At 48.3% G+C, this 25,281-nt stretch carries 25 protein-coding genes; 5 read left to right on the top strand and 20 right to left on the bottom strand.

Features of this window, described 5'->3' with window-relative positions; genetic code table 11:
* The first annotated feature begins 16 nt into the window (after positions 1–16).
* On the top strand, positions 17–928 hold the full coding sequence (nagK, locus tag CPY98_RS12045; RefSeq protein WP_043493617.1) for an N-acetylglucosamine kinase: 912 nt from the start codon (positions 17–19) through the stop codon (positions 926–928).
* A 50-nt stretch (positions 929–978) separates the two neighbouring features.
* Entirely contained in the window at positions 979–1,818 is an 840-nt protein-coding gene (cobB, locus tag CPY98_RS12040; protein ID WP_043493614.1) for a Sir2 family NAD+-dependent deacetylase, read from the top strand.
* A 70-nt stretch (positions 1,819–1,888) separates the two neighbouring features.
* Here the strand turns inward: cobB and CPY98_RS12035 are convergent, their stop codons facing one another.
* The 11 genes from CPY98_RS12035 to CPY98_RS11985 form a co-directional block, all read right to left on the bottom strand.
* On the bottom strand, positions 1,889–2,524 hold the full coding sequence (locus CPY98_RS12035) for a ParB/RepB/Spo0J family partition protein (protein WP_096387871.1): 636 nt from the start codon (positions 2,522–2,524) through the stop codon (positions 1,889–1,891).
* Positions 2,521–3,744, bottom strand: a complete 1,224-nt coding sequence (locus CPY98_RS12030; protein ID WP_080949454.1) for a phosphoadenosine phosphosulfate reductase — start codon at positions 3,742–3,744, stop codon at positions 2,521–2,523. Before CPY98_RS12030 ends, CPY98_RS12035 begins: the two co-directional genes overlap by 4 nt.
* 213 nt (positions 3,745–3,957) lie before the next feature.
* Positions 3,958–5,079, bottom strand: coding sequence for a cupin domain-containing protein (locus tag CPY98_RS12025; protein WP_096387870.1), 1,122 nt, complete (start codon positions 5,077–5,079; stop codon positions 3,958–3,960).
* Positions 5,080–5,229: 150 nt separating this feature from the next.
* Complete coding sequence (gene phoQ / locus CPY98_RS12020; protein ID WP_025797076.1) at positions 5,230–6,702, bottom strand: two-component system sensor histidine kinase PhoQ; 1,473 nt, start codon at positions 6,700–6,702, stop codon at positions 5,230–5,232.
* Positions 6,699–7,373, bottom strand: a complete 675-nt coding sequence (gene phoP / locus CPY98_RS12015; RefSeq protein WP_040046551.1) for a two-component system response regulator PhoP — start codon at positions 7,371–7,373, stop codon at positions 6,699–6,701. Before phoP ends, phoQ begins: the two co-directional genes overlap by 4 nt.
* Before the next feature lie 71 nt (positions 7,374–7,444).
* Complete coding sequence (locus tag CPY98_RS12010; RefSeq protein ID WP_043493608.1) at positions 7,445–8,068, bottom strand: porin family protein; 624 nt, start codon at positions 8,066–8,068, stop codon at positions 7,445–7,447.
* Positions 8,069–8,365: 297 nt separating this feature from the next.
* A complete protein-coding gene (locus CPY98_RS12005; RefSeq protein ID WP_096387868.1) occupies positions 8,366–8,770 on the bottom strand; it encodes a cell envelope integrity TolA C-terminal domain-containing protein in 405 nt (134 codons plus the stop codon).
* 63 nt (positions 8,771–8,833) lie between these two features.
* The gene (locus tag CPY98_RS12000; RefSeq protein ID WP_157743845.1) at positions 8,834–9,334 is read right to left on the bottom strand and encodes a hypothetical protein; all 501 of its coding nucleotides are present in this window, start codon (positions 9,332–9,334) and stop codon (positions 8,834–8,836) included.
* Positions 9,335–9,676: 342 nt separating this feature from the next.
* Complete coding sequence (locus tag CPY98_RS11995) at positions 9,677–10,960, bottom strand: cytochrome c (protein ID WP_096387864.1); 1,284 nt, start codon at positions 10,958–10,960, stop codon at positions 9,677–9,679.
* A 14-nt stretch (positions 10,961–10,974) separates the two neighbouring features.
* Positions 10,975–12,753 carry a GMC family oxidoreductase gene (locus CPY98_RS11990; RefSeq protein WP_046449164.1) on the bottom strand — a complete coding sequence of 593 codons (1,779 nt, stop codon included), beginning with the start codon at positions 12,751–12,753 and terminating at the stop codon, positions 10,975–10,977.
* Positions 12,754–13,485, bottom strand: coding sequence for a gluconate 2-dehydrogenase subunit 3 family protein (locus CPY98_RS11985; RefSeq protein WP_025797057.1), 732 nt, complete (start codon positions 13,483–13,485; stop codon positions 12,754–12,756).
* Positions 13,486–13,890: 405 nt separating this feature from the next.
* Between CPY98_RS11985 and CPY98_RS11980 the strand changes: the two genes are divergently transcribed.
* The 3 genes from CPY98_RS11980 to CPY98_RS11970 all read left to right on the top strand — a co-directional run bounded on the left by CPY98_RS11980 (position 13,891) and on the right by CPY98_RS11970 (position 17,212).
* Positions 13,891–15,147 (top strand): nucleoside permease, encoded by a 1,257-nt coding sequence (locus tag CPY98_RS11980; protein WP_043493598.1) that lies wholly within the window; start codon positions 13,891–13,893, stop codon positions 15,145–15,147.
* A gap of 77 nt (positions 15,148–15,224) precedes the next feature.
* Positions 15,225–16,265, top strand: a complete 1,041-nt coding sequence (locus CPY98_RS11975; RefSeq protein ID WP_043493595.1) for an ADP-ribosylglycohydrolase family protein — start codon at positions 15,225–15,227, stop codon at positions 16,263–16,265.
* Positions 16,265–17,212, top strand: coding sequence for a PfkB family carbohydrate kinase (locus CPY98_RS11970; RefSeq protein ID WP_096387862.1), 948 nt, complete (start codon positions 16,265–16,267; stop codon positions 17,210–17,212). Before CPY98_RS11975 ends, CPY98_RS11970 begins: the two co-directional genes overlap by 1 nt.
* 9 nt (positions 17,213–17,221) lie before the next feature.
* Here the strand turns inward: CPY98_RS11970 and CPY98_RS11965 are convergent, their stop codons facing one another.
* The 9 genes from CPY98_RS11965 to CPY98_RS11925 all read right to left on the bottom strand — a co-directional run bounded on the left by CPY98_RS11965 (position 17,222) and on the right by CPY98_RS11925 (position 25,259).
* Positions 17,222–17,587, bottom strand: a complete 366-nt coding sequence (locus tag CPY98_RS11965) for a helix-turn-helix domain-containing protein (protein ID WP_096387860.1) — start codon at positions 17,585–17,587, stop codon at positions 17,222–17,224.
* Entirely contained in the window at positions 17,580–17,981 is a 402-nt protein-coding gene (locus CPY98_RS11960; protein WP_051874147.1) for a type II toxin-antitoxin system RelE/ParE family toxin, read from the bottom strand. Before CPY98_RS11960 ends, CPY98_RS11965 begins: the two co-directional genes overlap by 8 nt.
* 294 nt (positions 17,982–18,275) lie before the next feature.
* A complete protein-coding gene (locus CPY98_RS11955) occupies positions 18,276–19,037 on the bottom strand; it encodes a GntR family transcriptional regulator (RefSeq protein ID WP_096387858.1) in 762 nt (253 codons plus the stop codon).
* A 185-nt stretch (positions 19,038–19,222) separates the two neighbouring features.
* On the bottom strand, positions 19,223–20,593 hold the full coding sequence (purB, locus tag CPY98_RS11950) for an adenylosuccinate lyase (protein ID WP_096387856.1): 1,371 nt from the start codon (positions 20,591–20,593) through the stop codon (positions 19,223–19,225).
* A gap of 155 nt (positions 20,594–20,748) precedes the next feature.
* Complete coding sequence (gene hflD, locus CPY98_RS11945) at positions 20,749–21,375, bottom strand: high frequency lysogenization protein HflD (protein ID WP_040046563.1); 627 nt, start codon at positions 21,373–21,375, stop codon at positions 20,749–20,751.
* 169 nt (positions 21,376–21,544) lie between these two features.
* Positions 21,545–22,603: a GGDEF domain-containing protein gene (locus CPY98_RS11940; protein WP_096387854.1), complete on the bottom strand. Its 1,059-nt coding sequence runs from the start codon at positions 22,601–22,603 to the stop codon at positions 21,545–21,547.
* 158 nt (positions 22,604–22,761) lie between these two features.
* Positions 22,762–23,865 carry a tRNA 2-thiouridine(34) synthase MnmA gene (mnmA, locus tag CPY98_RS11935; protein WP_096387852.1) on the bottom strand — a complete coding sequence of 368 codons (1,104 nt, stop codon included), beginning with the start codon at positions 23,863–23,865 and terminating at the stop codon, positions 22,762–22,764.
* A gap of 150 nt (positions 23,866–24,015) precedes the next feature.
* Positions 24,016–24,699 (bottom strand): anti-sigma factor domain-containing protein, encoded by a 684-nt coding sequence (locus CPY98_RS11930; protein ID WP_040046565.1) that lies wholly within the window; start codon positions 24,697–24,699, stop codon positions 24,016–24,018.
* Entirely contained in the window at positions 24,696–25,259 is a 564-nt protein-coding gene (locus tag CPY98_RS11925) for a sigma-70 family RNA polymerase sigma factor (protein WP_043493578.1), read from the bottom strand. The genes CPY98_RS11930 and CPY98_RS11925 overlap by 4 nt, the downstream gene beginning before the upstream one ends.
* Between the last annotated feature and the right edge of the window lie 22 nt (positions 25,260–25,281).

Below are 25,281 nucleotides of genomic sequence, written 5' to 3'. Positions count from 1 at the left end.
GCAACAAGGAGAGTTAATGTATTACGGTTTTGACATGGGCGGCACCAAAATAGAGCTGGGCGTATTTGACGCCGAGCTGAATCAGATTTGGCGTAAGCGTGTGCCTACGCCTCATGACGATTACCGTGAATTACTCAATACGCTAGCGTCGTTAACCTTTGAAGCCGATGAATTCACCGGTACTCAGGGCAAGGTAGGGATCGGCATCCCAGGATTACCCAACGCCGATACGGGCGAGCTCTTTACCTCGAACGTGCCTGCCGCAATGGGGAAACCGCTCCCGCGCGATCTCTCGCAGCTCATTGGGCGTCCAGTTCGAGTGGATAACGATGCCAACTGTTTTGCCCTTTCGGAAGCGTGGGACGAAGAGTTCCGCGCTTATCCCATCGTGCTGGGGATCATCTTGGGTACCGGCGTGGGTGGCGGATTAGTGATTAATGGTAAAACCTTGACTGGCCGTAATTATATTGCCGGTGAGTTTGGCCATTTCCGTTTGCCGGTTGATGCCTTGGATCGGATGGGTGCTGATACACCGCGTGTTGCCTGTGGCTGTGGGCAGCAGGGCTGTATCGAAAAATATATTTCTGGTCGTGGTTTTGAATGGTTGTATCAGCACCGCACCGGTGAAAATCTCGGTGCCAAAGAGATTATTGAGCGCTACCGCGCAGGTGATGATAAAGCGCTGGCGCATGTGGATTGCTTTGCCGATGTGCTGGCGATGTGTTTGGGCAACCTATTTACCGTGGTCGACCCGCATCTGGTGGTGCTCGGTGGTGGATTGTCGAACTTCACTGAGCTGTATCCGCTGCTCAATGAACGTGTCCCACGTGCTTTACTGCGGGTTGCTAAAGCGCCACGTATTGAACCTGCTCGCTATGGCGACGCGGGTGGCGTGCGCGGTGCTGCGTTTTTGAATTTGACCGACTAACGACGATTATTTTTTTGCTGTGGTAATGAAACCAATGAGGAGCTGTGGTTATGCGTACCCGTCATCGTATATGCCGGTTTAGGAAAAATAAACGACTACGACACCAGCGTTTTCGTTCACGAATTTTCCACCGTGACACGCTGTGTCATGCGAATAATCAGGCAGGAGGGTGTATGACTAAGCCATATGTCGTGGTACTCACCGGCGCGGGGATTTCTGCCGAATCGGGGATCAGAACGTTTCGTGCCGCTGATGGGCTGTGGGAAGAGCATCGGGTTGAAGATGTGGCTACGCCAGAAGGTTACCATCGCGATCCAGAATTGGTGCAGAGTTTCTATAATGCACGCCGTCAGCAGCTACAGCAGCCAGAAATTCAGCCAAATGCGGCCCATTTGGCGCTGGCAGAATTAGAGCGGCAGTTGGGCGACAACTTTGTGCTAGTGACGCAAAACATCGATAACTTACACGAGCGAGCAGGAAATTCCCGCATTATCCATATGCACGGGGAATTGTTAAAAGTTCGTTGTACTCAGTCTGGGCAGGTTATTGAATGGAAAGGCGATCTAACCGTGGATGACCGTTGTCATTGCTGTCAGTTCCCAGCACCGCTGCGTCCGCATATTGTTTGGTTTGGTGAAATGCCAATTGGTATGGATGAAATTTATGATGCCCTGGCAAAAGCCGATTACTTTATTGCGATTGGCACATCGGGGCATGTTTATCCTGCGGCAGGTTTTGTGCATGAGGCTCATTTAAATGGCGCTCATACCGTTGAGCTCAATCTTGAACCTAGCCAAGTCGAAAGCCAGTTTGACGAGAAGCATTACGGCGCAGCGAGTCAGGTGGTGCCTGAGTATGTTCGCGAGCTGTTAGAAGAAATTTATAAATAGTGGTTCGAGGCTTACCTGTTTGAACTGTATTGTTCGCCATTCTTACCGAGTAAGGATGGCGATTTTTTTGCTATTTCACCGTCCATGCTTCTGAAAATTCACGGTCTTGGAACAGTTCCATTAGGCCGCTAATCTGTTTTAAGCGTAAAACCTCATCAGCGTCCATGCCTAATTCTTCACTGATCCTTTCGTCATCCCAACCTAAATGATAAAGCTCACGAACGATGTCGGACATGGCGCTGATCTGGTGTTTGCCTCGGGCACGATTATGACGAATAGTTGCCGCAATCAGATGCGTTTTCTCCTGCGCACTTTCTTTAAGCATTACCACGGGGAGATAACCAAGCACCCGGGTGCGTAAAAGAGGGCGCTTGGATGCGAGCTCGCGACGATGGAAACCATCAACAATAACGTGCGTTTCATCATCGGGGGATTGTTGGCTGGTGACTATGGGCTGCGTATAGCCATCGCGTAATAATGATGTATAGAGTAACCGTTTCTCTGGTGGTGCTACGGAATTGGGATTGTAATCATTTGAGACAACGCGCTCAATGGGTTTCCAAAGCACGCAATCAATGGGCTCATTGGAAAAGGGGCTGATCTTATGCAGTGCCAATCGGATCTTATTTAGTGTCTCAATTTGGACGGTTTCGGACATCGTCCCTAATTCTATTTTTAGCTCGTTAATTAATAAATCAATCTTCATATGATGCTCCAGCATTTTCTTTTCGCTTGAATTCTTTTGTTGTAACGCTCATAGCTGGTTGGCTTATTTGGGCTAAATGATAATGATCGGCACCAATAATCATTGCGTAAAAGTACTTTGCAAATGCGCCGCCACGACGGAATATCTTTAGAGCCGATATCTTTTTCTTGTTCATCGGGTATATCGCGAGGGAAACCATGAGTTTGATACCAGCGTAAATAAATTGCGATCTTATTTCGATAATGCTCGGCGGTTTGTCGCGGCATACTATCGAGTAAGAATAGGGCATAGCTACGCCAAGTGTGATTGTCGGGTTTATGTACCTGACGGCGGGCATAGAAATCACCTCGGCTATTAGCATAAATGCTGCCGGTATTAGCCCCCGAGACTCGCTCGCAGACATGCTCCCAGCATTCAGGCTCAAGAACATGGTAGAGCCACAAACCTTGCCGCTGTTCTGGCCCAAAGGGTTCACAGATCCGCATGGCATGTAATCCCACCCCAGCCTGAAACATCAGGTCATACAAGGGATTGTAGATTTTTTTAGTGGAGGAGAAGTAGGTCCAAATATCGTCCGTTTTCCAATCATAGATAGGGTAGATATTGTAGGTATGGCCTGAAATTGTTCCTGTCGTCCATGGTTTGTCATCGGCAAAGCGGTGTTTACGCTTAGACGCAATGGCCCAAAAACGGGTGTAGGACTCATCGGTCCGAATTCCAATCATCATGGCGCAGGGCTGATGGTTGGAATACCAGTCAGAAAAGGCAGGCATAAATGATTCGAAGGTAATGCCATCATGATAAAAAGGAAAAAAATTAGGATCGGTAATGGCATCGGCGGGTGGTTTACGGATCCAATTTGTATTGGGCGTCCAACATTGCCATTCAGGCTGAAATTGTGAAACAGAATTCTCCGTGGTGATAGGTAATGCCACCCAATAAAAATGACCGATGACGTCCTGATATAAGCTTCGCATCTTTTCAATATGATTGATGGTGTGGCTAAACTGCGCCTCCCAATCGATAAAGACAATATCGAATTTTTTTCCATTTTTTCTGGCGTGATCTGCCGCTAAATGAAGCAATGTCGTTGAATCTTTTCCTCCTGAAAAAGAAATGCAAATTCGGCTAAAGGTATTGAATGTCCATTCAATACGTGTTCTTGCCGCTTTTAATACGCTAATGCGTAGAGATATTTTCTTATTAGACAGCGCATCCATAGAAAGTGGTTTTCTAAAAAATTGGTTCTATTGAAAGGATAAGGAAGAGAATAATACGTAAGTTATTAGTTTGATAGAGAGGTGGGGCACATATATTGATTAACTCTAAATTAAAAATGTTTTAATAAATAACTATTTTATATTTTAAATAAAAAAACATCTGGAAAATTTATTTAATTTGCCAGATGTTGGGTTTTATAAATGTAGATATTTTTAATCGCGGAAGAACCAATAACCGCTATTAATTAAAGCTGCCAATGTCACGAGGAAGCTTGGATCGTCGAGCGCTTCTCCCAGCATTGAGGCGTTAACCACGTATTCGCGCGCTAGGGCCTGTGCCGCAGCACTGTGTTCGGTGACGATAATCTCACCGTTAACATAACAGCTGCCTGCGACGTTGATAACACGTAGCCCGCCCAGTCGTTCCAGAGATTCTCCGGATTGGAGTAATTCGTAAATCTCACCAGCCTGATAAGGCGGCTCTGGTGGTGCAATATCCAATTCATGACGAGACTGGCTGACAAATTCACCAAACCAAAGATTGAAATTATCCTGATTCTGCAATTGGCTCATCATCATGCCACGCAGCTTTTCCAATTCAGCGTTTTGCACTTCCGAAGGATTTTCGCGAAGGGCGAGATCGGGATCGCTGTAGCGCTCGCTGCCTAATTCGTTAGCCAGAACAAAATCGGCAAAGCCGCTGATGAGCTCACGGCTATTAGGGGCACGGAAGCCCACCGAATAGTTCAGCGAGTTCTCTAGCGCATAGCCTTCATGTGGGAATCCTGGTGGAATATATAGAATGTCGCCCGGTTCCATCTCTTCATCAATGATGGCGTCGAAAGGCTCAACCTGAAGTAAATCGGGATGCGGGCTATGTTGCCTTAGCGGATGTTTTTCACCGACACGCCACCGACGACGACCGGTACCTTGGATGATAAAGACGTCGTACTGATCTAAATGAGGCCCCACGCCGCCGCCCGGCACCGAGAACGAGATCATGAGATCGTCAGTTCGCCAGTCAGGAAGCTTACGGAATGGGCGCATTAACGCGCTGGAGGGCACGTGCCAATGATCGACCGCCTGTACCAGAATAGACCAGTTATTCTCACTCAGATGGTCATAGCTTTCAAACGGGCCGTGAGCAACCTGCCAGCGACCGTCCTGATGGCTTACAAGGCGACTATCAACCTCGTTTTCCATCGCAAGACCTGCTAATTCGTCGGGCGAAATGGGATCAACAAAATTCTTGAACCCACGCTTTAGGATGACCGGGCGTTTTTGCCAGTAGCGTTGCAAAAAATCATTCCAGTCGAGATCAAGTTGATAATCCATTGTTAATTCCCTGTGTATGTATCTGTTGGGATTATAACGGAAGCGCGCAGGGATTCCTCTGCCTGTTTGTCACAACTTATACTTTTAAGCGTAATGTTTTGCTGATACGGCGCAGGTAACACGCCGTATTGAGAGAAAAGAGGGGATTATTTAATCGACGGCGTGCGAAACCTGTTGGCGGCCGAAATGAATACTCATTCGTGCTCCACCTAAATGGCTATCGGTAATGATGGCTTCACCGTCATACTGTTGTAATAACTCATCGACTAACGCTAAGCCAAGACCTTGTCCTGGACGCAGAGTATCAATGCGTTGTCCACGACGGAAGATTAGCTCACGTTTGCTCTCTGGAATACCTGGCCCATCGTCGTCAATCATGATAATCAGTTCTTTGTCTGTTTGCCGTGCAGTAATTTCTACGAACTCTAGACAATATTTGCAGGCATTATCCAGCACATTTCCCATCACTTCCATAAAGTCGTTCTTTTCACCGACAAACGTGAGTTCAGGAGAAATATCAAGCGTAATATCCACGCCTTTACGCTGATAAACCTTATTGAGCGCCGAACACAGGCTGTCCAATAAAGGCGGAACTGAATGCAACTCACGGTTTAGCATATTGTGTTCAGACTGCATGCTGGCGCGGTGCAAATAGTAACCAATCTGCTGTGAGATTCGACTAATTTGCTCCAACATAATGGGTTCAGCTTGTTCAATTTTTAAGTCTTTGCCATTACGCAATGAGCGCAGAGTGCTTTGCAGCACAGCTAACGGCGTTTTCAGGCTATGGGTTAAATCGGTTAACGTGGTGCGATAACGGGTATAGCGCTGGCGTTCATTGTTGAGCAAAATATTCAGGTTACGTACCAGCCCACGGAGTTCGCGCGGTGGATTTTCACTCAGCTGTTCTCGTTGACCGCTTTCAAGCTCACGTACCTGTATCAGCACCGCTTTTATCGGCTGTAAGCTCCAATATGCAGCCAGCCACAGGAGCGGTACCACTAATAGAATGTTGGCGATTAGGACATAGGTAAACCAGCCCCAGACCATATCGGAATTTTGTAACTCCTGAGGGATAGTATCGACAACGACGATGGTCAACGCTGGTAGACGCGCCGTTGCGGCGTATTGATTGACCGCCACGGAGTGGGTCATCGCATCGTCATCGTCGTCATCGTAATCTTTGAGCTGGTCTTGAACCTTTGGGTTGTCTCCCAGCACGGCGCTACTGAACACGGTGCTGGAGTCCAACTCATAGAATCCCGGCTTTTCTAGCCAAGATTTTTCAATACGTTTTTCAAGCTCGGGAACCTTACGCTGTGACCAAAGCAGTTTGCCTTTGTCATCGTAAATCATCACCAACGTCGGTGCATTGAGATCGAAGTTAGGTGGAGAGGTGATGGTGAGCTTATTGTTCTCCCAGTGCGCCAGACTGAAAAACAGATTACTTTCGCCGCGCAATAAGCGGAACGTGGTTTTATCAAAACTGACCACGTAACCAACTACTGCAACCACGCCATAGGCTAATGACAGCATGAAAACGACGGCTGCAGTGGCAAGTAGAAAGCGCGTTCTTAACGAGAACGGCTGTGCTTTAAAGCGGTTCCAGCGCGAAAGATTCATTCGTTGATATCAAACCTGTAGCCTTGACCACGCACGGTTGTAATCACTTCATGTGGGTACTCGTTCTGCAGTTTTTTACGCAGACGGCCCATCAAGACATCGATAGTATGGCTTTCACGCAGCTCAGCATCAGGATAAAGCTGCAACATCAGAGCGTCTTTGCTAACCACTTTGGCGTGGTTACGGATTAACGTTTCGATGATGGTGTATTCAAACGCGGTCAGTTTGATCAGGTTGTCGTTAACCGTGAGCTCACGACGCGAAAGATCAATCTGGAACGGAGGTAGGGTAATCACCTGCGAGGCCAATCCGCTGTTACGACGCATCAGCGCCTGCATACGTGCAATCACCTCTTCGAGATGGAAGGGTTTCGTGACGTAGTCATCTGCACCCGCTTCAAGCACGGCAACTTTGTCCTGCCAGCTTTCACGCGCGGTCAGCACCAAGATAGGCAGCTTAATTTGCTCTGAACGCCAACGGCGGATCAGGCTTAAGCCATCTTCTCCCGGTAAACCTAAATCAACAATCGCAATGTCTGGTGTTTGTTCATTAACAAAAAAATCAGCCTCTTTGGCATCTTCCGCAGCATCGACCTGATGGCCCATATCGCGCATTTGCACAGACAGGTGATGACGAAGCAAACCATTATCTTCAACGACCAGAATTCGCATGAATGACTTCTCCCTAAGGTGGGGGCCAAGAGAAAGTGTCTCTTGGCAAGATTAATATTCGCGTTATCTTACTAGAAAGTATAACGAAGCCCGATCTCACCGATCTGATCGTCCACTTTCCAATTATGGTAGGTATAACCAATTTCGGCCGCAAGATTTGATGTTAAGGCATAATCTGCCCCAATTCGCGCTTCGTTAAAACCACGGCTGTCATATTCAGCATAACGATAGGCGACATTCATACCGATTTTATCGGTAATGTGGCTTTTCACACCAATTTCGCCGGTTGCGCTGCCCCAGCTTTTATCACGCTTCTTGTCCCAATCAAAATTGGTTGAAATGGCGTGACCACTGGCACCGATGAGTGCATACATATCGGTGTTTGGATTAATAGGGAAATGATAGCCAAGACCCAGCAGGCTATCGCCGCTGCTACGTTGGCTATTTCCCATTCCGTTCAAGCGCGCATCAATGAACAGATTATTTTCAAATCCGTAGCCACCGCGCAGGTAAAAGCCACCCATGGTGGTTTTGCTTTGATCTGAACGGTTTTGATGCACTAATTTATCAAAATCACTTTTGCTTGTGATACCACCAACCTGAAGGCCGCCAGCGACATAGGTGTAATCATCGGCCTGTGCCATACCGGTCATCGCACTGATGATGGTCATTGCGCATAAGGATTGTTTTAACATAGGTGACTCCCTCAATATTCATTGTTGCAGTGTTGCGACAACCAGTATCGAAACTATCGCCTAAACCCTTCCTCAACCATGCGCCATCAAACTTAAACGAAAACTAAACGGGAAATAAAAGGCCTCGAATGGGGCATCAACCTAGAACAAAGATAGTGGTGTGGAGTATGGAAACAACAAAATACGACGAAAAAGTCCCGAAGGTTGTCGGCATCTTTGCCCCGTATCTTGGTGAGAGCCGCATCGACAGAACTCGCGAGACATTTAAAGCGGGCAGGCGTGGCGGAGATCTTCGATTTATGGTTGCCCATGCAAATCCCATCGTGCGGATCCCATCACGTCGTAAACATGCTGGTCAGTAAATGCGGGAAATTTGGCGCGTTTAGCTGCTTCGGCTAGAGCATGACAATAGTCCTTGTCGCCGCCCTTTATGATGAAATTTTGTAGTGTACCGTCAATTTTAAGATCTATATGTACATTACATCGTTTACCGTCCCAAGCATGGGGAGAGATAAGTGCAGCATCCAGATTTTTTTTAATTCCTGACGCTTGCTCACCATAGATATCATTGTCAGATACTTTACCTGAGCGGTCGTAATGGCATGAATCAAGCGCATGTGCTTTCAGACAATCTTTTGGGGCTAGAGGGGTACAACCAACTAAAACAGTTGTCATCAGCACCAATAGAAATATTTTTATCATGATGAATCTCACATATGTTGATTAAAGAAAACAGTAGGTGTCGTGGCTGGCATGTGGCAGATATTAAAATGTGGCTGCTGCTTTTACTACAATCCCATAGCGATTACTTTTTTTCACAATAAATACACGATGATTAGTTTCCACATCGCCGCTGGGGTAACAAACTCTAATTTCGTCCTGTAATTCAGGATCATAGATAAAAACCCCTGAGCAACTGTTTCTACTCGAATAGGCAATTTTATAGCTTGTAATATACTGAGTTTCCGCTCCGGGGAAATAGTAAACAAAACACGAAGTTCCAATATAACTTGCTATGATAGCTAGGATAAAAAGACCTAAAGGTAATCTTAAATAATCTAACGGCTTTTTAATGCGATTCCTCGCAACGAATAGAATCAAAACTGACGATAATGCGACAACTATTGATGCTGCTATTAGCATCAATGACACGGCATCTCTGCTTAGAAAAGTAACGCGCGCAATTTCCGTTTGCCATAACACGAAAAAAAAGGCTGCAAGCAAGAACCCAAGGATACAAGGGATTAAAAACGCGTAGGAATCCATTCTCATATAATACCTTTGCATTGCTGTTGATTCTTATATGAGTGTGCATCAGTGCGCATGCAAAGTTAAATATTATTTTTATCTTGCCCCCTCAACATCGGCGTGGTGCTATTTAGGGTGTCCGTCCGTTACTTGTTTTCGGTAGCTCATTACGTACAAAAAACTGAGCCGCTTTGACGATGTCACCAAAACCGCTGGTGCTATTGGGGACGACGCTCATCATCTAGAGAGGTACGCGGCACAATTTTGATCCCATCGGGTTTACCTTTTGGCGCCGAGAAAAGGTGTATATGAAAAACCTCCGACTATGCCGGAGGTTTTTTATTGAGAGTAGAAAAACGATTACTTGCCTTGAGGCTTAGGCAACTCGGCACGTATATCTTTCACCTGTGATGCGCTGACGGGTTCTGCTTGGTTTCCCCAACCAGTGCGAACAAATGACAGCAGTTGAGCGACATCGTCGTCACTGAGACGCCAGCCAAAATCTGGCATGGTGAGTCCTGTTGGTGCCGTTCGCGTGATCGGCATATGAGATCCTTTCAACACAATGCTGATGAGCGAGGAGGGATCTTTGCTCAGCAGCACAGGATTATGCGCCAGCGCAGGGAAGGTGTTTTCATAGCCCATACCGTCTGAACGGTGGCAGGCCGCACAGTTATCAAGATACAGCTGTGCGCCGGGCTGTGTTGCCTTACCGTTGGCGAGCGCCTGATAGGTCGCTGAATCCTTCACGGGTTCTTTGGCGTTATCGCCCATCGGCTGCAGCGATTTTAAGTAGATAGCGATAGCCTGCAAATCTTCTGCATTTAGATATTGCGTGCTGTCTTGCACCACGTCGGTCATGGAGCCAAACGCGGCGGACTTTTCCGTATGACCGGATTTCAAGAATTGGGCAATTTGTTGCTCATTCCAATAGCCCAGACCTGTGGCTTTATCACCGCGTAAGTTGGCTGCGTGCCAACCTTCTAGCGTACCCCCGCTGAGATATTCAGGCTCAGACTGGTCTAGTGCTTTTTCTTGGAAGCCGATCCCGCGTGGAGTATGGCAAGAACCACAGTGACCAAGCCCTTGAACTAAATAGGCCCCGCGATTCCAAGCAGTCGTTTGCTGGGTATCAGGTTGGAATACGCCGTCATGACGGAACAGAAGGTTCCAGCCAGCCAGCGGCCAGCGCATATTCAGCGGCCAAGGAATATCACTGTCTTTGTTGGCTTGCGCCACGGGTTTCACGCCATGCTGAAAGTAGAGATAGAGATCCTGCATGTCGTCTTCGTTGATTTTAACGAAGGATGGATAGGGCATGGCCGGATAAAGATGGGTGCCATCCTTGCGAATGCCTTTACGCACCGCGTCGGAAAACTCGGTAAAACTGTATTCACCAATCCCTTGTTCTTTATCTGGGGTGATGTTGGTTGAATAAATTGCCCCGACCGGCGTCGTCATTTTCAACCCGCCGGCAAAGGGCTGACCACCCACGGCGGTATGGCATGCGGTACAGTCGCCAGCACGGGAAAGATATTCGCCATGGGCGATCCGTTGTTCGAGTGGAACTGGAGCGGCTTGAGCGTAAAGTCCGCATGTGCTCAGTAACAATATGGCCAGCTGCGTTTGTCTGATTATTTTCATGATTACTCTCCCTGTCAGGCCTGAACCAATGGGCCCGGATTGGCTAAGTATTGGGTGCGAATAGCATGTGCTGACCAATAGGCTAATGCGCCAACCAATCCGGTTGGGTTATAGGCCATATTTTGTGGGAAGGCGCTTGCACCCTGTACGAAGACGTTAGGGACGTCCCAGCTTTGCAGGTATTTATTCACCACGCTGTTGGATGGGCTATCGCCCATAATTGCGCCACCGGTGGTATGGGTGGACTGATAAGGCCGCACGTCATAATGACTATTCATATCCATCACCGAGACTTTCATTTGCTTAGGATTCATCGCGGTGGCGATACCCTGCATTTTACTGGTGATGTGCTGCGTCATTTTCACTTCATTGGGCTTCCAATCAAAGGTCATGCGTAGCAGTGGCTGGCCGAAAGCATCTTTATAGTTTGGATCGAGATCTAAATAGCACTCTTTGTAAGGCATGACAGAGCCTTCGGAACCGATGCTCATCGAATGTAGATAGTTATCTTTGATCCCTTGTTTCCAGCCTGCGCCCCACGTTGGCGTATCGGCAGGCAGTGTCATTTGCTGGATCGGACGTCCGCCGGTACGGACGGCGGAGATATAAGCACCGCCGATAAATCCAAGATCGGTATGATCGAAGTTATCGCTGTTGAAATCATCAATGACGGCACCTGCAGCACCCGCGCCGATAAACGGATTGAAATGGGTGTTTTTATCAAAGAAGAGCGAAATGCCGCTGTTCATTTGATACGCGTAGTTTCTACCCACCATCCCTTCACCGGTTTGTGGGTTGTAAGGCTTACCAATGCCGGAAAGTAACAGCAAGCGAACGTTATGCAGTTGATAGGCGCTCAAGATAACCATATTGGCCGGTTGCTCAATTTCGCGGCCTTGGATGTCAATGTAAGTCACGCCGGTGGCTTTTTTGCCGCTGCTATCGAGGTTTACTTTGATAACCATTGAGTTGGTGCGTAGTTCAAAGTTTTTGCGCTGGGTGAGTACGGGCAAGATGGTACTTTGTGGCGATCCTTTGGAGTACATGAAACACCCAAAGCGTTCGCAGTAGCCGCAATAGTTACATGGGCCTAATTGTACGCCATAGGGATTGGTATAGGGCTGTGAGCAGTTCGCCGCCGGAATGGCAAAAGGGTGATACCCCAGCTCTTTGGCGGCCTGGCTAAATAAAGTGCCCGAATAGAGCGATTTAAGCGGTGGGGTTGGATATTCGGAGGCTCTTGGGCCTTCAAAAGGATTACCGCCTTCGATAATTTGTCCCCGCAGGTTGCCTGATTTACCCGCAGTTCCACAGACTTTTTCGAATTTATCAAAGAAAGGCTCTAAGTCAGCATAATCAACAGGATAGTCTTGTAACAACATGCCTTCAGGAATAAATGCCTTTCCATAGCGTTCGCTTATCGTCGTGTGTAACTTCAAATCGCTCGGCAATGCACGCCAATGCATGCCGTTCCAGTGAACCCCAGCTCCACCGACGCCGTTGCCCGGCAAGAATGACCCAAACTGACGGTAGGGCACGGCGTAATCACCGGGATTATGGCGCACGGTCACCGTTTCTTTGGCTGTTTCCTGAAAAAGTTTAAGGCGAATGCCATAGGTCAGTTCATCGGCAATTCGTGGATAGGCAAAGTCAGGATAGGTATCTCGTTTTTCCCCGCGCTCTAACGCAACGACGCTCAAACCCGCATCGGTCATTTCCATTCCCATAATGGCTCCGGTCCAGCCGAAACCAACAATTACCACATCAACGGGGTCTTTTTTTATGGTTGTCATTTATGCAGTCCTCTTGCTGGAAATACTGACAGGGCCCTGTGGGTAAGGCTCATTGGGATGATCGACCCAGTCGGTGAAGTCGGCGCGAGCACCGGGGAATCCGATCAGTTGCCACGATGCGAGCGTCTGGTTGCCACCGTGGATGGGATCCGCAAAGTATCCCTCTTTGGTGTTTTGTAGCAGCAAATCGAACAGCATCTTGGCGGGTACAGCATCGAATGCCGGTTGGTCTTTTTCTAGGTCAGATAGCACTTGATCCTGTTGCTCCGGCTTTAACTCGGCAAAACGATGTTGAAACTTTTGCTGGCAATAATCGTTCACTGCGCCAATGCCTAAACGATAAACCTCGCGAGGAACCAATTTGGACTGATATCCCAGTTCTGGTACCGCAGAAACAAAAGGGGGATGCATATACCACAGGCCACCATGCCCGAAGGGGGCTTCCATCTGTTTATCAATAAAAACTGGGACTCCCTGCGATACCGCGCCAGGGCCATTTGCATCGGTAGGGATCAGCCGTTCACAGGCTGCTAGCAGGAAGGCCCACTCCTCATTATTAAAATAAACAGGAACGTAGTGCTGGCTCACTCCGGGGGACTTTGCTGGTGATGCTTGGGCAGTTGTGGTGAGTGATACCACACCGGTTCCCGCCGCTGCGGCAAGTGGGATCAGCGTTAACGATTTTTTTAAGAACAGCCTTCTGGCTGGAATTGCTTCATGAGGCTTCGACATAACTGCACCTTGCTTTAAGAGATACCTGTCATCCAAGAAATGCTGTTTGTTTTGATCCAGCTTCAGGTTGAGTGAGAGGCAGAGAAGGATGATGAAGACATTATGATAAGCATTTGCTTTTCGTATTCTTAGCTTGCTAATCATAATTCCCATTGTAAAGATATGGGAATAAAAAACAATTAGGAAAATATTTTCATACAATTTTTTTACTTAAAGCACTCAGTAGAATAACGAACAGGGGATGCTTGGCTAGAAAGGGGGGGTAAGGAGTGAGGAGAAAACGTTTGCCTAGATCGAGAGAGTAAATATGATTGTTCGATTCAGCTCTCGGTTTTATTTCAATGGTATTATTAAGGTACTACGCAATGAAAGGGTTCTTAGTCCATTCGTGTGCAAGGAAATCAAATGCAAACAGTTAATAATAACAATACTAAACTATCCGTGATGATGTTCGTGGAGTGGTTTATTTGGGGCGCATGGTTTGTGCCGCTTTGGCAGTATCTGAATAAACTCGGTTTTTCGCCTTCAGAGATTGCATGGTCATATAGCAGCACGGCGATTGCGGCAATATTGTCTCCAGTGCTCGTAGGGGTCATTGCCGATCGCTATTTTGCGGCACAAAAGGTGCTGGGGTGGCTGCATTTGGTGGGCGGCGCGCTCATGTTGCTGCTGGCGTGGCAGACACAGTTCTCAACGTTTTTCCCTCTGCTGGTGGTTTATGCTTTGACGTATATGCCAACCGTAGCGCTGACTAACAGTATCGCCTTTGCCAATATTCGTGATACTGAAAAAGACTTTCCCCGAATCCGCGTATTAGGCACCTTAGGTTGGATTGCTTCAGGATTAGTCGTTGGTTTTATGCTGCCGCCATTGCTGGGGATGGATAACGTTTCGGATACCAATATGCCGCTGATTGTCACGGCGCTGGCTTCCGTATTGTTAGGCTTGTACAGCTTTATGCTGCCAAATACGCCGCCGAAAGTGGGTCAACGTACCGATATTAAAGATTTGCTCGGACTGAATGCGCTGGGCCTGCTGCGTGACCGATCTTTTGCGATTTTTGCGCTGTGTTCGTTTCTCTTCTGTATGCCTCTGGCCTTCTACTATCAATTTGCCAATGGTTACCTCACGCAGGTGGGCTTAGAAAATGCCACCGGCTGGATGACGCTTGGACAGGTGTCCGAGATCTTCGCCATGCTGGCGTTGCCGTTCTTGTTAAAGCGTTACGGCATCAAAAAAGTGCTACTGCTGGGCTTTGTCACCGCGGGTATTCGCTATGTGCTGTTTATCTATGGCGGCACGGCGGATGTGCTGATGTATAGCATGTTGTTTATCGGCATTTTGCTACACGGCGTTAGCTACGACTTCTACTTTGTGACCGGCTATATCTACGTGGATAAAAAAGCGCCTGCGCATATGCGAACAGCGGCGCAGGGTTTGATCACTCTTATTTGCCAAGGCTTCGGCAGCTTTATCGGTAACTGGCTGGGAGGTCGCGCAATGACTGCCTTCCAATTACCTGAAGCGCACAACGGTATGACCTTCGACTGGTTTACCGTGTGGGGCGTGGGTGCGGCGATGGTCTTTGCCGTGATGCTGCTCTTCATTCTCTTTTTCCGTGAAAAGAACCGTGAAATTACGCAGGTTGCTATCGGAAATTAATACCGTTTTTATTTAATCTTACGGCGGCTTGGCAGCTTTCTGAATCAGTCGCCGATGAAATATTGAGGTTGTTTGTTATGGACTTACACGTATCTTCACAGGCAGAAGTGGCTCTCCAACAGCGAATTCTGGGTGCACTTTATGGTCAAATGCTGGGCGATTCACTTGGGATGCCTTCTGAGCTTTGGCCACGTTCGCGCGTGCGTAGTCATTTTGGCTGGATTGACCGCTTCTTAGATGGCCCTCAGGAAAACAACGCTGCATGTTATTTCACCGCCGGACAATTCACCGATGACACTTCGATGGCACTGGCATTAGCTGACGCGCTGGTAGAGGCTAACGGAAAAGTGGTCCCTGAGCTGATTGCGAGAAACGTCATTCGTTGGGTAGATAGCTTCGATGCGTTTAATAAGAATATTTTAGGCCCAAGTTCAAAAGTGGCGCTGCGTGAACAGAAAGAAGGCAAGCCAATTAGCAGTTTAGAAAACAACGGAGTGACCAACGGCGCGGCGATGCGCGTTTCTCCTTTGGGATGCGTGCTTCCTTCGGCTCCGTTGCGTACTTTTGTTGACCAAGTATGGGAGGCCTCAAGTCCAACGCATAAATCAGATATTGCGGTAGCCGGTGCCGTGGTGATCGCATGGGCAGTGTCGAAGGCCGTTGAAGGCGCCTCGTGGGAAGAGATTAAAATAGCGTTGCCTGCCGTGGCCACCTATGCGCAAGAGTTCCGACCATCAACGTTCAGCGCATCCTTGGCAGCACGCATTGAGCTGGCGCTTTCGGTGGTTTCTGGTTCTGATGGTATAGAAGACGCCAGCGAGCGCGTTTATCAATTAGTCGGGGCGGGGGTGAGTACCATCGAATCTGTTCCTGCGGCGATTGCGATGGTTGATTTGGCTCAGGGATGCCCTAACCAGTGTGCGGTGCTGTGTGCCAATCTTGGCGGCGACACTGATACCATTGGTGCTATGGCAACGGCTATCTGTGGCGCATTGAAAGGGGTTAACGCGATTAAACCTGAATGGCTGTCAACACTGCAACAAACTAATCCTATCGATATGACGCGTTATAGCATCGCGTTCGAAAAATTCCGTGCTCAATGGCAGGATGCAAAATAATGAAACCGTGGCTGAACCAATTTTTGTATCAACGAAAGCAGGCGCAGCCGGTCATGGTGCTAGGCGCCTCGGTCATGGACGTGGTGGCGGATACCGATCGTATACCAGAAAAGGGCGGCGATCAGCCCGCCTTTGAGCGCGGTGTTCATCTGGGCGGATGTGCGTTAAACATTGCGCTGGCGCTGCATCGTTTGGGCGTTAGCTGTGTACCCATGCTGCCAATTGGCGAGGGAATGTGGGCAGATCGACTGCGGGCGGCCATGGCGAGCAAAGGCATTCATAGCCAGCTTAATGTCACCGGCGGCGACAATGGTTGGTGTTTGGCGTTGGTTGAACCTGATGGTGAGCGAACCTTTATCTCATTTGACGGTATTGAAAACCAGTGGCAGGCAGAGTGGTTAGCACCGCTGACACCAATGTCGGGCTTTGTGTCTATTTCCGGCTATCAGCTTAGCGTTCCGCGTGGTGACGTTTTGCTGAATTGGGTTAATGGTTTGCCAACGGATGTGAAAGTGGTGGTGGATTTTGGCCCAAGGCTGGATCGCATTTCACCTCAGATAGTTCAGCAGCTATTGCGCCCTGGCGTTATTCTCACGCTCAATGAGCGTGAAGCCCAAATCCTTGGCATGGCAGCGGATGACGTTGAGGCGTTTTGTCAGCAGCTTCATCAGCAAACCAAAGAGCTGGTTGTGGTCAGAATGGGAGAGGCTGGCTGTTACTATCACCAAGCGGATGATGAAAAAGGCTGGGTTGATGCTTGCCTCGTCAACGTGGTTGATACGATTGGCGCCGGTGATAGTCATTGTGCAGGACTGCTGGCAGGGTTGGCCTGCGGGTTGTCAGCCAAGGATGCGTTGACGCTAGCCAACCATATCGCTGCCTACGTAGTCTCTTTTCGCGGCGGTGATTGTGCACCGACCATAGAAGAGTTAGCTGAATTTTTCTAACCCTACGCGCTATTCAATCACTAAACGTGCTCGCTTGCCGGTCATGCTCAGCATGCCGACAAGTGAGTCGATAGTAAACTTCTCAGTTTTTTGGTTCACCACGTCTGACACTCTCGGGCGCGAAATATTCAATATTTCTGCGGCGGCGCTTTGTTTAAGATTGTTAGACGCAATCCACTGGGTAATTTCTACCATCAGGGTGATCTTCATCTCTAACTCGGCGTTTATCTGGGTGAGAGATTCCGCATGCAATTGCTGAGCTTGGCTGTCAGAAAAACCAAGGTCTGCAAAAATATTGCCATCAGCTTCGGTGAAATGGCGAGATTGAGTATCAATGTGGTTATTTACGTGGTTGCTTACGTTGTGATTACTCATGTTTAAGACTCCTTTCTTTGACGATTTCTTTATACCGCAACATGACGATTTCATTGTCTATGCGCGAGGTCTTTTGCGTTTTCTTCGTAAAGCAATGCAGCACATAGACTGATTCGACAAATGTTGCGACATACATGATTCTGTATTGGTTATTATCGTTATCTATTCGGATTTCAACGATGCCGGAGCCAAGATCGTTTCTCGGCTTCCAGTGCCGAGGTTCAAGGCCATATTGAACACGATGAAGCTCAAACCCCGCCGTTTTTTTAACTTCATCGCAGAAGGAGAGCAGCACCTTCTTAGATGTTCCCCTCCAGTCGATAGGTTTAACACTAGGCGTTAGTTTTAAACCAGAAACCGTTATGGCAATGAAAGTCCTTTTTTGATCACACATGGTGTCGATCCTTTTGTGTATAAAATTTTATACCTTTTTGTATGCTTTGCAAGCAGTATTTTCAGATGCACACCAACATAATTCGGCATGAGGTGGTCCGGGAAAAGAGTAATCCTGAGTAAATTTAATTGCTCGGGGAAAATTCATTGGTGATAACAGTGTGCGAGGCTGTGCACAGCGCGGTAAAGCTTGAAAGGCAATTACTAAATAAACTTGCGGAGAGATTCGCAAAGAAGGAAATAAAAAAGCGCCACTCGATTGGTGAGTTGCGCTTTGATGATGAGGCGTTAGAACTCAGTCTTCGGTGGAGTACTCATACATATCGCCACGGCAATAGTTGATGCTGTACTCCAACGGCCGCAGTTCGTGATCGAGTAAGGTCTGACGGATCACCAACATTGCCGAAGGTTCTTTGATCAGCAGTTTTTCGCGCAGTTCGTTATTCGCTAAGCAGGCGCTAATTTGGCTATAAAGCTTACCAAATTGGATCTGGCGGCCGCGCAAGTAGTCGTATAGTGAATTGCCGATTTGCTCAACGTCATCAATGGCGTTTTCAACCACGTATGATATAGCGACGGAAACGGGGCTGTGATCCACGGTACGAATACGCTCTAGGCGGAAAACTGAACTGTTTTGTGGAATATTCAGCTTTTCAGCAACGTTGACTGAGGCAGTCACGCGCTCACGCTTGATCCACACTGAGCCAGGCGTTCGGCCTTGTAAATTCACCTCACCGGAAAACCCTTTAATGGTCGCGAGGGAGTAAGCCAGCGGCGGCGTAGGGGTATTTTTCACCATGGTACCAAAGCCACGGCCACGGCCGATAATATCGTCTTGCTCAAGGCATGCCAGCGCCTTACGCACCGTAATTCTGGATATTTTTAATGCGTCGGTGAAAGCGCGTTCGCTGGGCAGAAAATCGCCTGGTTTGACGATCCCTTGATCAATGGCTTCACGGAGAGATTCATTAAATCGAAGATAGATTGGCATCGAGCCAGTTTGGGCAATATCTTGCTGTAATTTATTTAATAACTGCAGGCTATTTTCTGCGCTCATAGCGTTGAACGTCCGGATTATTTGTATTGATTAAGACGGATGAGATCCTCAGTGTAGACCGTGATTTCAGATTGCAGAAGGAAAAATGCGTGATTTCGTGGCAGGGATTTATATCGAAGCACAAAATACAACAGGTTGAATGAAAACTGCCCGCAATCGCGGGCAGCTTGAAGCGGAAATGCTAATTATTTCAGCTTATCAACGAGAGTAATGGCTTCACCAATATAATTGGCTGGTGTCATGGCTTTCAGGCGCGTTTTCTCGTCGTCTGGCAGAGCCAGCCCATCGATAAATGCCTGCATGCCCGCCGCGTCAACACGTTTACCGCGCGTTAACTCTTTCAGTTTTTCATACGGTTTTTCGATGCCGTAACGGCGCATCACGGTCTGAATTGGCTCGGCCAACACTTCCCAGTTGTGATCCAGCTCATCCAGAAGATGATCGCGATTCACTTCCAGTTTGCTAATTCCTTTCAGGGTGGACTGATAAGCAATTAACGCATAGCCCAGTCCAACGCCTAAGTTGCGCAGTACGGTGGAATCCGTCAGATCGCGCTGCCAGCGTGAAACCGGCAATTTAGCGGCCAAATGTCCCAGAACAGCATTCGATAGACCCAAATTGCCTTCAGAGTTTTCGAAATCGATTGGGTTGACTTTGTGTGGCATGGTTGAGGAGCCGATTTCGCCCGCGATGGTTTTCTGTTTGAAATGGCTAAGTGCGATATAGCCCCAAATGTCGCGGTCAAAATCGAGCAGAATGGTGTTGAAGCGTGCGATGCAATCGAACAGTTCTGCAATATAGTCATGCGGTTCAATTTGCGTGGTGTATGGGTTCCATTGGATACCCAGAGACGTGACGAACTCTTCGCTAAACTGATGCCAGTTAACTTCAGGGTATGCCACCACGTGGGCGTTATAGTTACCCACCGCGCCGTTAATTTTGCCGAGGATATCAACGTTACCCAACTGTCTGAACTGGCGTTCCATACGGTAAGCCACGTTGGCAAATTCTTTGCCTACGGTTGAAGGCGTTGCTGGCTGACCGTGGGTGCGAGAGAGAAGGGGAATATCGCGGTATTCCTGAGACAGGCCGGCAATAGCATCGATGATTTTGCGCCACTGCGGCTTGATCACGTCTTCACGCGCGGTGTTCAACATCAGCGCATGAGACAGGTTGTTAATGTCTTCAGAGGTACAAGCAAAATGGATGAACTCAGATACCGCGTGTAGCGCAGGAACTTCGGCAACTTTTTCTTTCAGGAAGTATTCTACAGCTTTAACATCATGATTGGTGGTGCGCTCGATGGTTTTGATGCGCTGAGCGTCTTGTTCGCTGAATTCGGCGACAATTTTGTCAAGGTAAGCGTTTGCGTCGGCGTCAAAAGCCGGAACTTCGCGGATTTCTGCACAGGCTGCTAATTTCTGCAACCAACGTACTTCTACCTGCACACGGAACTTCAGCAGACCATATTCACTGAAAATCGGACGCAGCGAGGTGACTTTATCGCCATAGCGGCCGTCAATCGGTGACACAGCGGTCAGAGAGGATAATTCCATCGGTAGCAACTCCTGAGGGATTGTGGTGGATATTGAAAAACGTAACCAATCGGTAAATCTTCCAGCGAGCGATCGCTGGGCTAACTATTCTTTAGAATCTAAAAAATTCTTTAGAACCAACAACATATTGTCTTTAGAACTGACAAGACGTTGGATTAACAATGCGTAAGTAAATTTTGGGCCATCTGGAATAAACGATTACGCGAGAACATCAGCTGCAAGCGCCCGCCGCCAACCTGCTGCCACAAGATCCCAGAGCGAATACCCGCTAACAATGCAGCGCGTACTTTGGCTTGAATTAGCGGATTTTGCAGGATAGTTGGGGAGCCAGTGACCTGAATGCGAGGGCCTAATGGGCTTACGACGTCAACGTAAATCGAGGCTAAAGAGCTAACAATCGTTTCAGATTCAAGATCGAAATGTGCCAGTTGGCGGTCTAGAACATTGATACGGTCAGACAGCGTTTGCATGGCAGCATTGTTGCCAAATAACTTGCGTTCTAACACCATTAGACTCAGACAATAACGCGTTAACTCCGCGCCAGGCCCTTGGCGATTGGCATTCAGCACGTTTAACAGCGTTTCGAGGCCTAACTTAAGATCGCGCTCATGATCGCCGAATACGGCCAGCGTCGATGGCGGGTTAGTTTGAAGAATACTGTTCAGCGACGTTCTCATTGCGGCGTTATCGCACTGACCTTCATGTGCCAGCTGTTGAACCAGTCGGGCTGATTGACAGATACCGGCTAATGCCAAGGTGATGTCGTAGTAGTTCTTCGCCACGGAGACTCCTGTATGCGCGGGCAAGGAAAAATTAACGCAGGTTTAGCAACCCGCGTAGAAATTCAAGCGCAGATCATGCCACAAAGCAGGGCTTAAACACAGAGGCAATCGAGTCCCTTGCTGATATTTGGCTGACGTCTGCTCGATTCCCATGCCGATGGGGCAAACTTTACTCGATAACGACCCTGTTTTTTCCGCTGTGTTTTGCCGTATAAAGCGCGTTATCGGCGCGATTGAGCGTTTCTTCTAAGGTTGCAGTTTTCCCGTCAAACAGGCTAATACCAAATGAGGCCGTGACATGAATTTTTGGCCCATGCGAGAGGAAGAACTTACGGTTGCTGATGGCTAACCGGATACGCTCACAGATGTGATAGGCGCGATTAAGATCGTCATAATTGATAATGAGAGCAAATTCTTCACCGCCAAAGCGTGCCACAAAATCGCTTGAGCGGGTGATCAATCGAATCAGTTCGGCCACTTCAATCAGAACCTGATCGCCCGCCAAATGCCCATAGGTATCATTAACGGATTTAAAGTTATCAATATCGATCATCACTAAACAGCAGGGCGAACGTGACTTCGACAACGCCTGCATTTGTTGCTCGAGTGCCTGTCGGTTATGCACTTTCGTCATGGGATCAAGCAAAGATGCTGCGCGGACTTTAAAGAAGGCATCGACGCTGCGGCGCTTGATAGAAAGCGTTTGGTAGCAGACGAGTAAACAAATAAAAGAGACGGTTTGGTAGAGTAAAATATCTAAAACGTGGTCTTTGGTATGCAAAAACGGTAGCACAATTACGACGCGATAAAGCGTGATAAAAAAGATCGTTTTGAGATAGGTGCGGAAGGTATTACGCTCCCAGACTTTCGCGATGAGCACTGGCACTAGCATCACCGCCAGTAGCAGATTATCGAGAACGAAACCGCCGGTGGTTGCGAAGTTTACTAGCCATGCGGTGATCCCAGCAATACCGCCACCAAAGAAAGTGACTAACAGCATCGGTACAATTTCGAAGCTGTAGTAAACCTCCTGAGTGAAGTACATTTTACTGCGCGTGAGATAGAGCGAGATGAGTCCCGCGATCACGCCAAATAAAATGCGGCGACTTAACGATGAATGTGAATTTAATGCGTTGTGTTTGCTAAGCACAAAATAACTCACCGACAGCGATGCGTAGGTGACACAAGCATTTATGTAGAGAACATCGAGCGACTGTAACGGATTCATCGTTTATCTCTGATTAGTATTCGTCAGAATATTCTCAGTCTAGCACGCGACTTTCAACCGTAATTTAAGAAAGGATTTATTTATAACTGTCTGAATTTTGTAAATAAGAAAGCCGGAGAACAAAGAATGTGCTCCGGCTTAAGTAAGGTGCTGAAAACTTAGTCAATGATGCGTTGTTCGATAACACCGCCGCCTAAGCAGACTTCGTCGATGTAAAACACGGCAGACTGCCCTGGCGTCACCGCCGCAACAGGTTCGTCGAAGCGAACTTCAATGCGCTCATCATCAATTGGCGTGACGGTACAAGCGATATCCGGCTGGCGATAGCGAGTTTTCACCACGCAGCGGAACGGTTCACGCACGGTTTTACGATCGACCCAATGCAGCTGCTGGGCAATTAAACCATTCGAGTACAGGCTTGGGTGGTTGTGGCCTTGAGCAACGAGCAACACGTTGTTTTCAAGATCTTTCTCGACCACATACCAAGGATCTTCACCGCCGTCTTTAGTGCCGCCGATACCGAGCCCCTTACGCTGTCCGAGCGTGTGATACATCAGGCCTTGATGTTGGCCAATCTCTTCACCGTCAACGGTCATGATTTTGCCCGGCTGCGCAGGCAAATAACGGCCAAGGAAATCACGGAATTTACGTTCACCGATAAAGCAGATACCGGTTGAATCTTTCTTCTTCGCGGTCGCAAGATCTAACTGTTCGGCGATTTTGCGAACTTCTGGCTTTTCGAGTTCACCCACAGGGAACAGGCTCTGTGCCACTTGCTCATGGCTCAGCGTATACAAGAAGTAGCTCTGATCTTTGTTGGTATCAACGCCGCGCAGTAGCTGCGTGGTGCCGTTGATATCGCGGCGGCGCACATAGTGACCTGTTGCAATGTAGTCAGCGCCTAAGTCTTCAGCGGCGAACTCTAAGAATGCTTTGAATTTGATCTCTTTGTTACACAGGATATCGGGGTTAGGTGTGCGGCCAGCTTTGTATTCGGCTAAGAACAGCTCAAATACGTTATCCCAATATTCTGCCGCAAAGTTAACGGTATGCAGTTCGATACCTAACTTGTCGCAGACTGCTTGAGCATCGGCCAAATCGGTCGCCGCTGAGCAGTACTCTTCATTGTCGTCCTCTTCCCAGTTCTTCATGAACAGGCCAGCAACCTGATATCCCTGTTGTTGTAATAGGTAGGCGGATACGGAGGAATCAACGCCGCCGGACATCCCGACGATCACTTTTTTCTGGCTGTTATCTGACATGAGACTCTCACAGTCTGAGTGGAACACAAATTTAAGGGGCGGATTTTAGCACGAAAGCAGGGCGTGGAAAAAGCACTGCGCCGTATTTTCTAGACGACTGGTCTAGCGGCGCAGGCTGAAGCGATGGGCATATCGAGAACAATGCCTATTTTACAGTTGAATACTGCCTGTAAACAGAACCTTACCTGTTGGCTGTCCGGTTGGGGAACCGCCACGCGGCTCAAGGCTTATAGCCAATAGGCTGCCATTAATAATTGGTTTACCTAATGCCGAAACGGCACTCAATGCGGTATTGCTGATAATACCGAGTGAAATAGGCTTGCCACCTTTTGGTATCGCCCACAGTTCTAAGCTCCGATCGCTAGGAATATTCAACCCACGTGGAGGTGTTAGCGTTAACGCATGGCTGTCTGGATTTAAGCTAACCTGCCAGCGCATATTATTGTCTTGTGTGGCAAGTACCGCGACTTCAGACGGCGGGGCAAAAGGTTTCACCAATGTTCTTGGGAGTAAGACTAATAACAAGCAGGCCGCCGCTAGTGCAGCTACGCCTATCCAACCATGGCGTTTAATCCAATGCGATTTGATGCTTGTGACGTTGTCACGTTCGCTGTCTAGCTGGCGTACAATATTTTGCCAAACGTGAGCCGGAGGCTGAATTGGCTGATAGAGATCGTCAAGCGGTGCGAGGCCATTTTGCCAACGTAGTACGTGAACTTGCAGCTCAGGCGTTTGTTCTAGCCAACGCTCGAACCGTGCTCGAGGCAAACCGCGTAACGTGCCCAGCACGTATTCGCCAGCCAGTTGTTCGAGATGTTCAGTGCGAGGGATCATAAGCCTAAGCATCCTTTAAGTTGTTCTAGTCCACGGCGTATCCAGCTTTTTATGGTCCCCAGTGGCTGGTGGAGAAAGGCAGAAACTTCGCCATGTGACAGCCCTTGATAATAAGCCAGTACCACGGTTTGCTGCTGATCGGAAGGCAGCCCCGCTAAGCACTCTTTAAGCCGTAAATTTTGCACGTTATCTTGGATGTGCTGTAGCGGATCGTCATTAATGCCGTTGTCACCCATCTCCGTGTCAAATTCGTCATCGGTCGGTATTTCATAGCGTGCGCTACCGCTACGTAAACCATCGATGGCACGATTGCGCACGATATGGGTCAACCAAGTTTGCGGGCTGCTAAGCCCTGGCTGATAGGTAGCCGCTTTGTGCCAAATGGTAATAAAACTCTCTTGCAGAATATCCTGCGCCCATACCGGATTACGCAATATTTGCACGGCAACCGAATAAAGCCTCGGCGACGTCTGGCGATAAAGATCTTCAAAGGCCGCTCGGTTTCCCCGAGCAGCCTCTTGGATTAATCGTGTTAGAGGCTCAATATCGCCGTTATTCATCGTTCTACCTTGTGCAGGAATA

The organism is Hafnia sp. CBA7124 (assembly GCF_002355555.1).
Taxonomy (GTDB): domain Bacteria; phylum Pseudomonadota; class Gammaproteobacteria; order Enterobacterales; family Enterobacteriaceae; genus Hafnia; species Hafnia alvei.
Note: the sequence above shows the minus strand (reverse complement) of the source record. Positions and strands in the feature narration are given on the sequence as shown.

Coding starts and splice junctions, on each gene's coding strand:
- nagK (WP_043493617.1), top strand. CDS start 17: ATGTATTACGGTTTTGACATGGGCGGCACCAAAATAGAGCTGGGCGTA.
- cobB (WP_043493614.1), top strand. CDS start 979: ATGCGTACCCGTCATCGTATATGCCGGTTTAGGAAAAATAAACGACTA.
- CPY98_RS12035 (WP_096387871.1), bottom strand. CDS start 2,524: ATGAAGATTGATTTATTAATTAACGAGCTAAAAATAGAATTAGGGACG.
- CPY98_RS12030 (WP_080949454.1), bottom strand. CDS start 3,744: ATGGATGCGCTGTCTAATAAGAAAATATCTCTACGCATTAGCGTATTA.
- CPY98_RS12025 (WP_096387870.1), bottom strand. CDS start 5,079: ATGGATTATCAACTTGATCTCGACTGGAATGATTTTTTGCAACGCTAC.
- phoQ (WP_025797076.1), bottom strand. CDS start 6,702: ATGAATCTTTCGCGCTGGAACCGCTTTAAAGCACAGCCGTTCTCGTTA.
- phoP (WP_040046551.1), bottom strand. CDS start 7,373: ATGCGAATTCTGGTCGTTGAAGATAATGGTTTGCTTCGTCATCACCTG.
- CPY98_RS12010 (WP_043493608.1), bottom strand. CDS start 8,068: ATGTTAAAACAATCCTTATGCGCAATGACCATCATCAGTGCGATGACC.
- CPY98_RS12005 (WP_096387868.1), bottom strand. CDS start 8,770: ATGATAAAAATATTTCTATTGGTGCTGATGACAACTGTTTTAGTTGGT.
- CPY98_RS12000 (WP_157743845.1), bottom strand. CDS start 9,334: ATGGATTCCTACGCGTTTTTAATCCCTTGTATCCTTGGGTTCTTGCTT.
- CPY98_RS11995 (WP_096387864.1), bottom strand. CDS start 10,960: ATGAAAATAATCAGACAAACGCAGCTGGCCATATTGTTACTGAGCACA.
- CPY98_RS11990 (WP_046449164.1), bottom strand. CDS start 12,753: ATGACAACCATAAAAAAAGACCCCGTTGATGTGGTAATTGTTGGTTTC.
- CPY98_RS11985 (WP_025797057.1), bottom strand. CDS start 13,485: ATGTCGAAGCCTCATGAAGCAATTCCAGCCAGAAGGCTGTTCTTAAAA.
- CPY98_RS11980 (WP_043493598.1), top strand. CDS start 13,891: ATGCAAACAGTTAATAATAACAATACTAAACTATCCGTGATGATGTTC.
- CPY98_RS11975 (WP_043493595.1), top strand. CDS start 15,225: ATGGACTTACACGTATCTTCACAGGCAGAAGTGGCTCTCCAACAGCGA.
- CPY98_RS11970 (WP_096387862.1), top strand. CDS start 16,265: ATGAAACCGTGGCTGAACCAATTTTTGTATCAACGAAAGCAGGCGCAG.
- CPY98_RS11965 (WP_096387860.1), bottom strand. CDS start 17,587: ATGAGTAATCACAACGTAAGCAACCACGTAAATAACCACATTGATACT.
- CPY98_RS11960 (WP_051874147.1), bottom strand. CDS start 17,981: ATGTGTGATCAAAAAAGGACTTTCATTGCCATAACGGTTTCTGGTTTA.
- CPY98_RS11955 (WP_096387858.1), bottom strand. CDS start 19,037: ATGAGCGCAGAAAATAGCCTGCAGTTATTAAATAAATTACAGCAAGAT.
- purB (WP_096387856.1), bottom strand. CDS start 20,593: ATGGAATTATCCTCTCTGACCGCTGTGTCACCGATTGACGGCCGCTAT.
- CPY98_RS11940 (WP_096387854.1), bottom strand. CDS start 22,603: ATGAATCCGTTACAGTCGCTCGATGTTCTCTACATAAATGCTTGTGTC.
- mnmA (WP_096387852.1), bottom strand. CDS start 23,865: ATGTCAGATAACAGCCAGAAAAAAGTGATCGTCGGGATGTCCGGCGGC.
- CPY98_RS11930 (WP_040046565.1), bottom strand. CDS start 24,699: ATGATCCCTCGCACTGAACATCTCGAACAACTGGCTGGCGAATACGTG.
- CPY98_RS11925 (WP_043493578.1), bottom strand. CDS start 25,259: ATGAATAACGGCGATATTGAGCCTCTAACACGATTAATCCAAGAGGCT.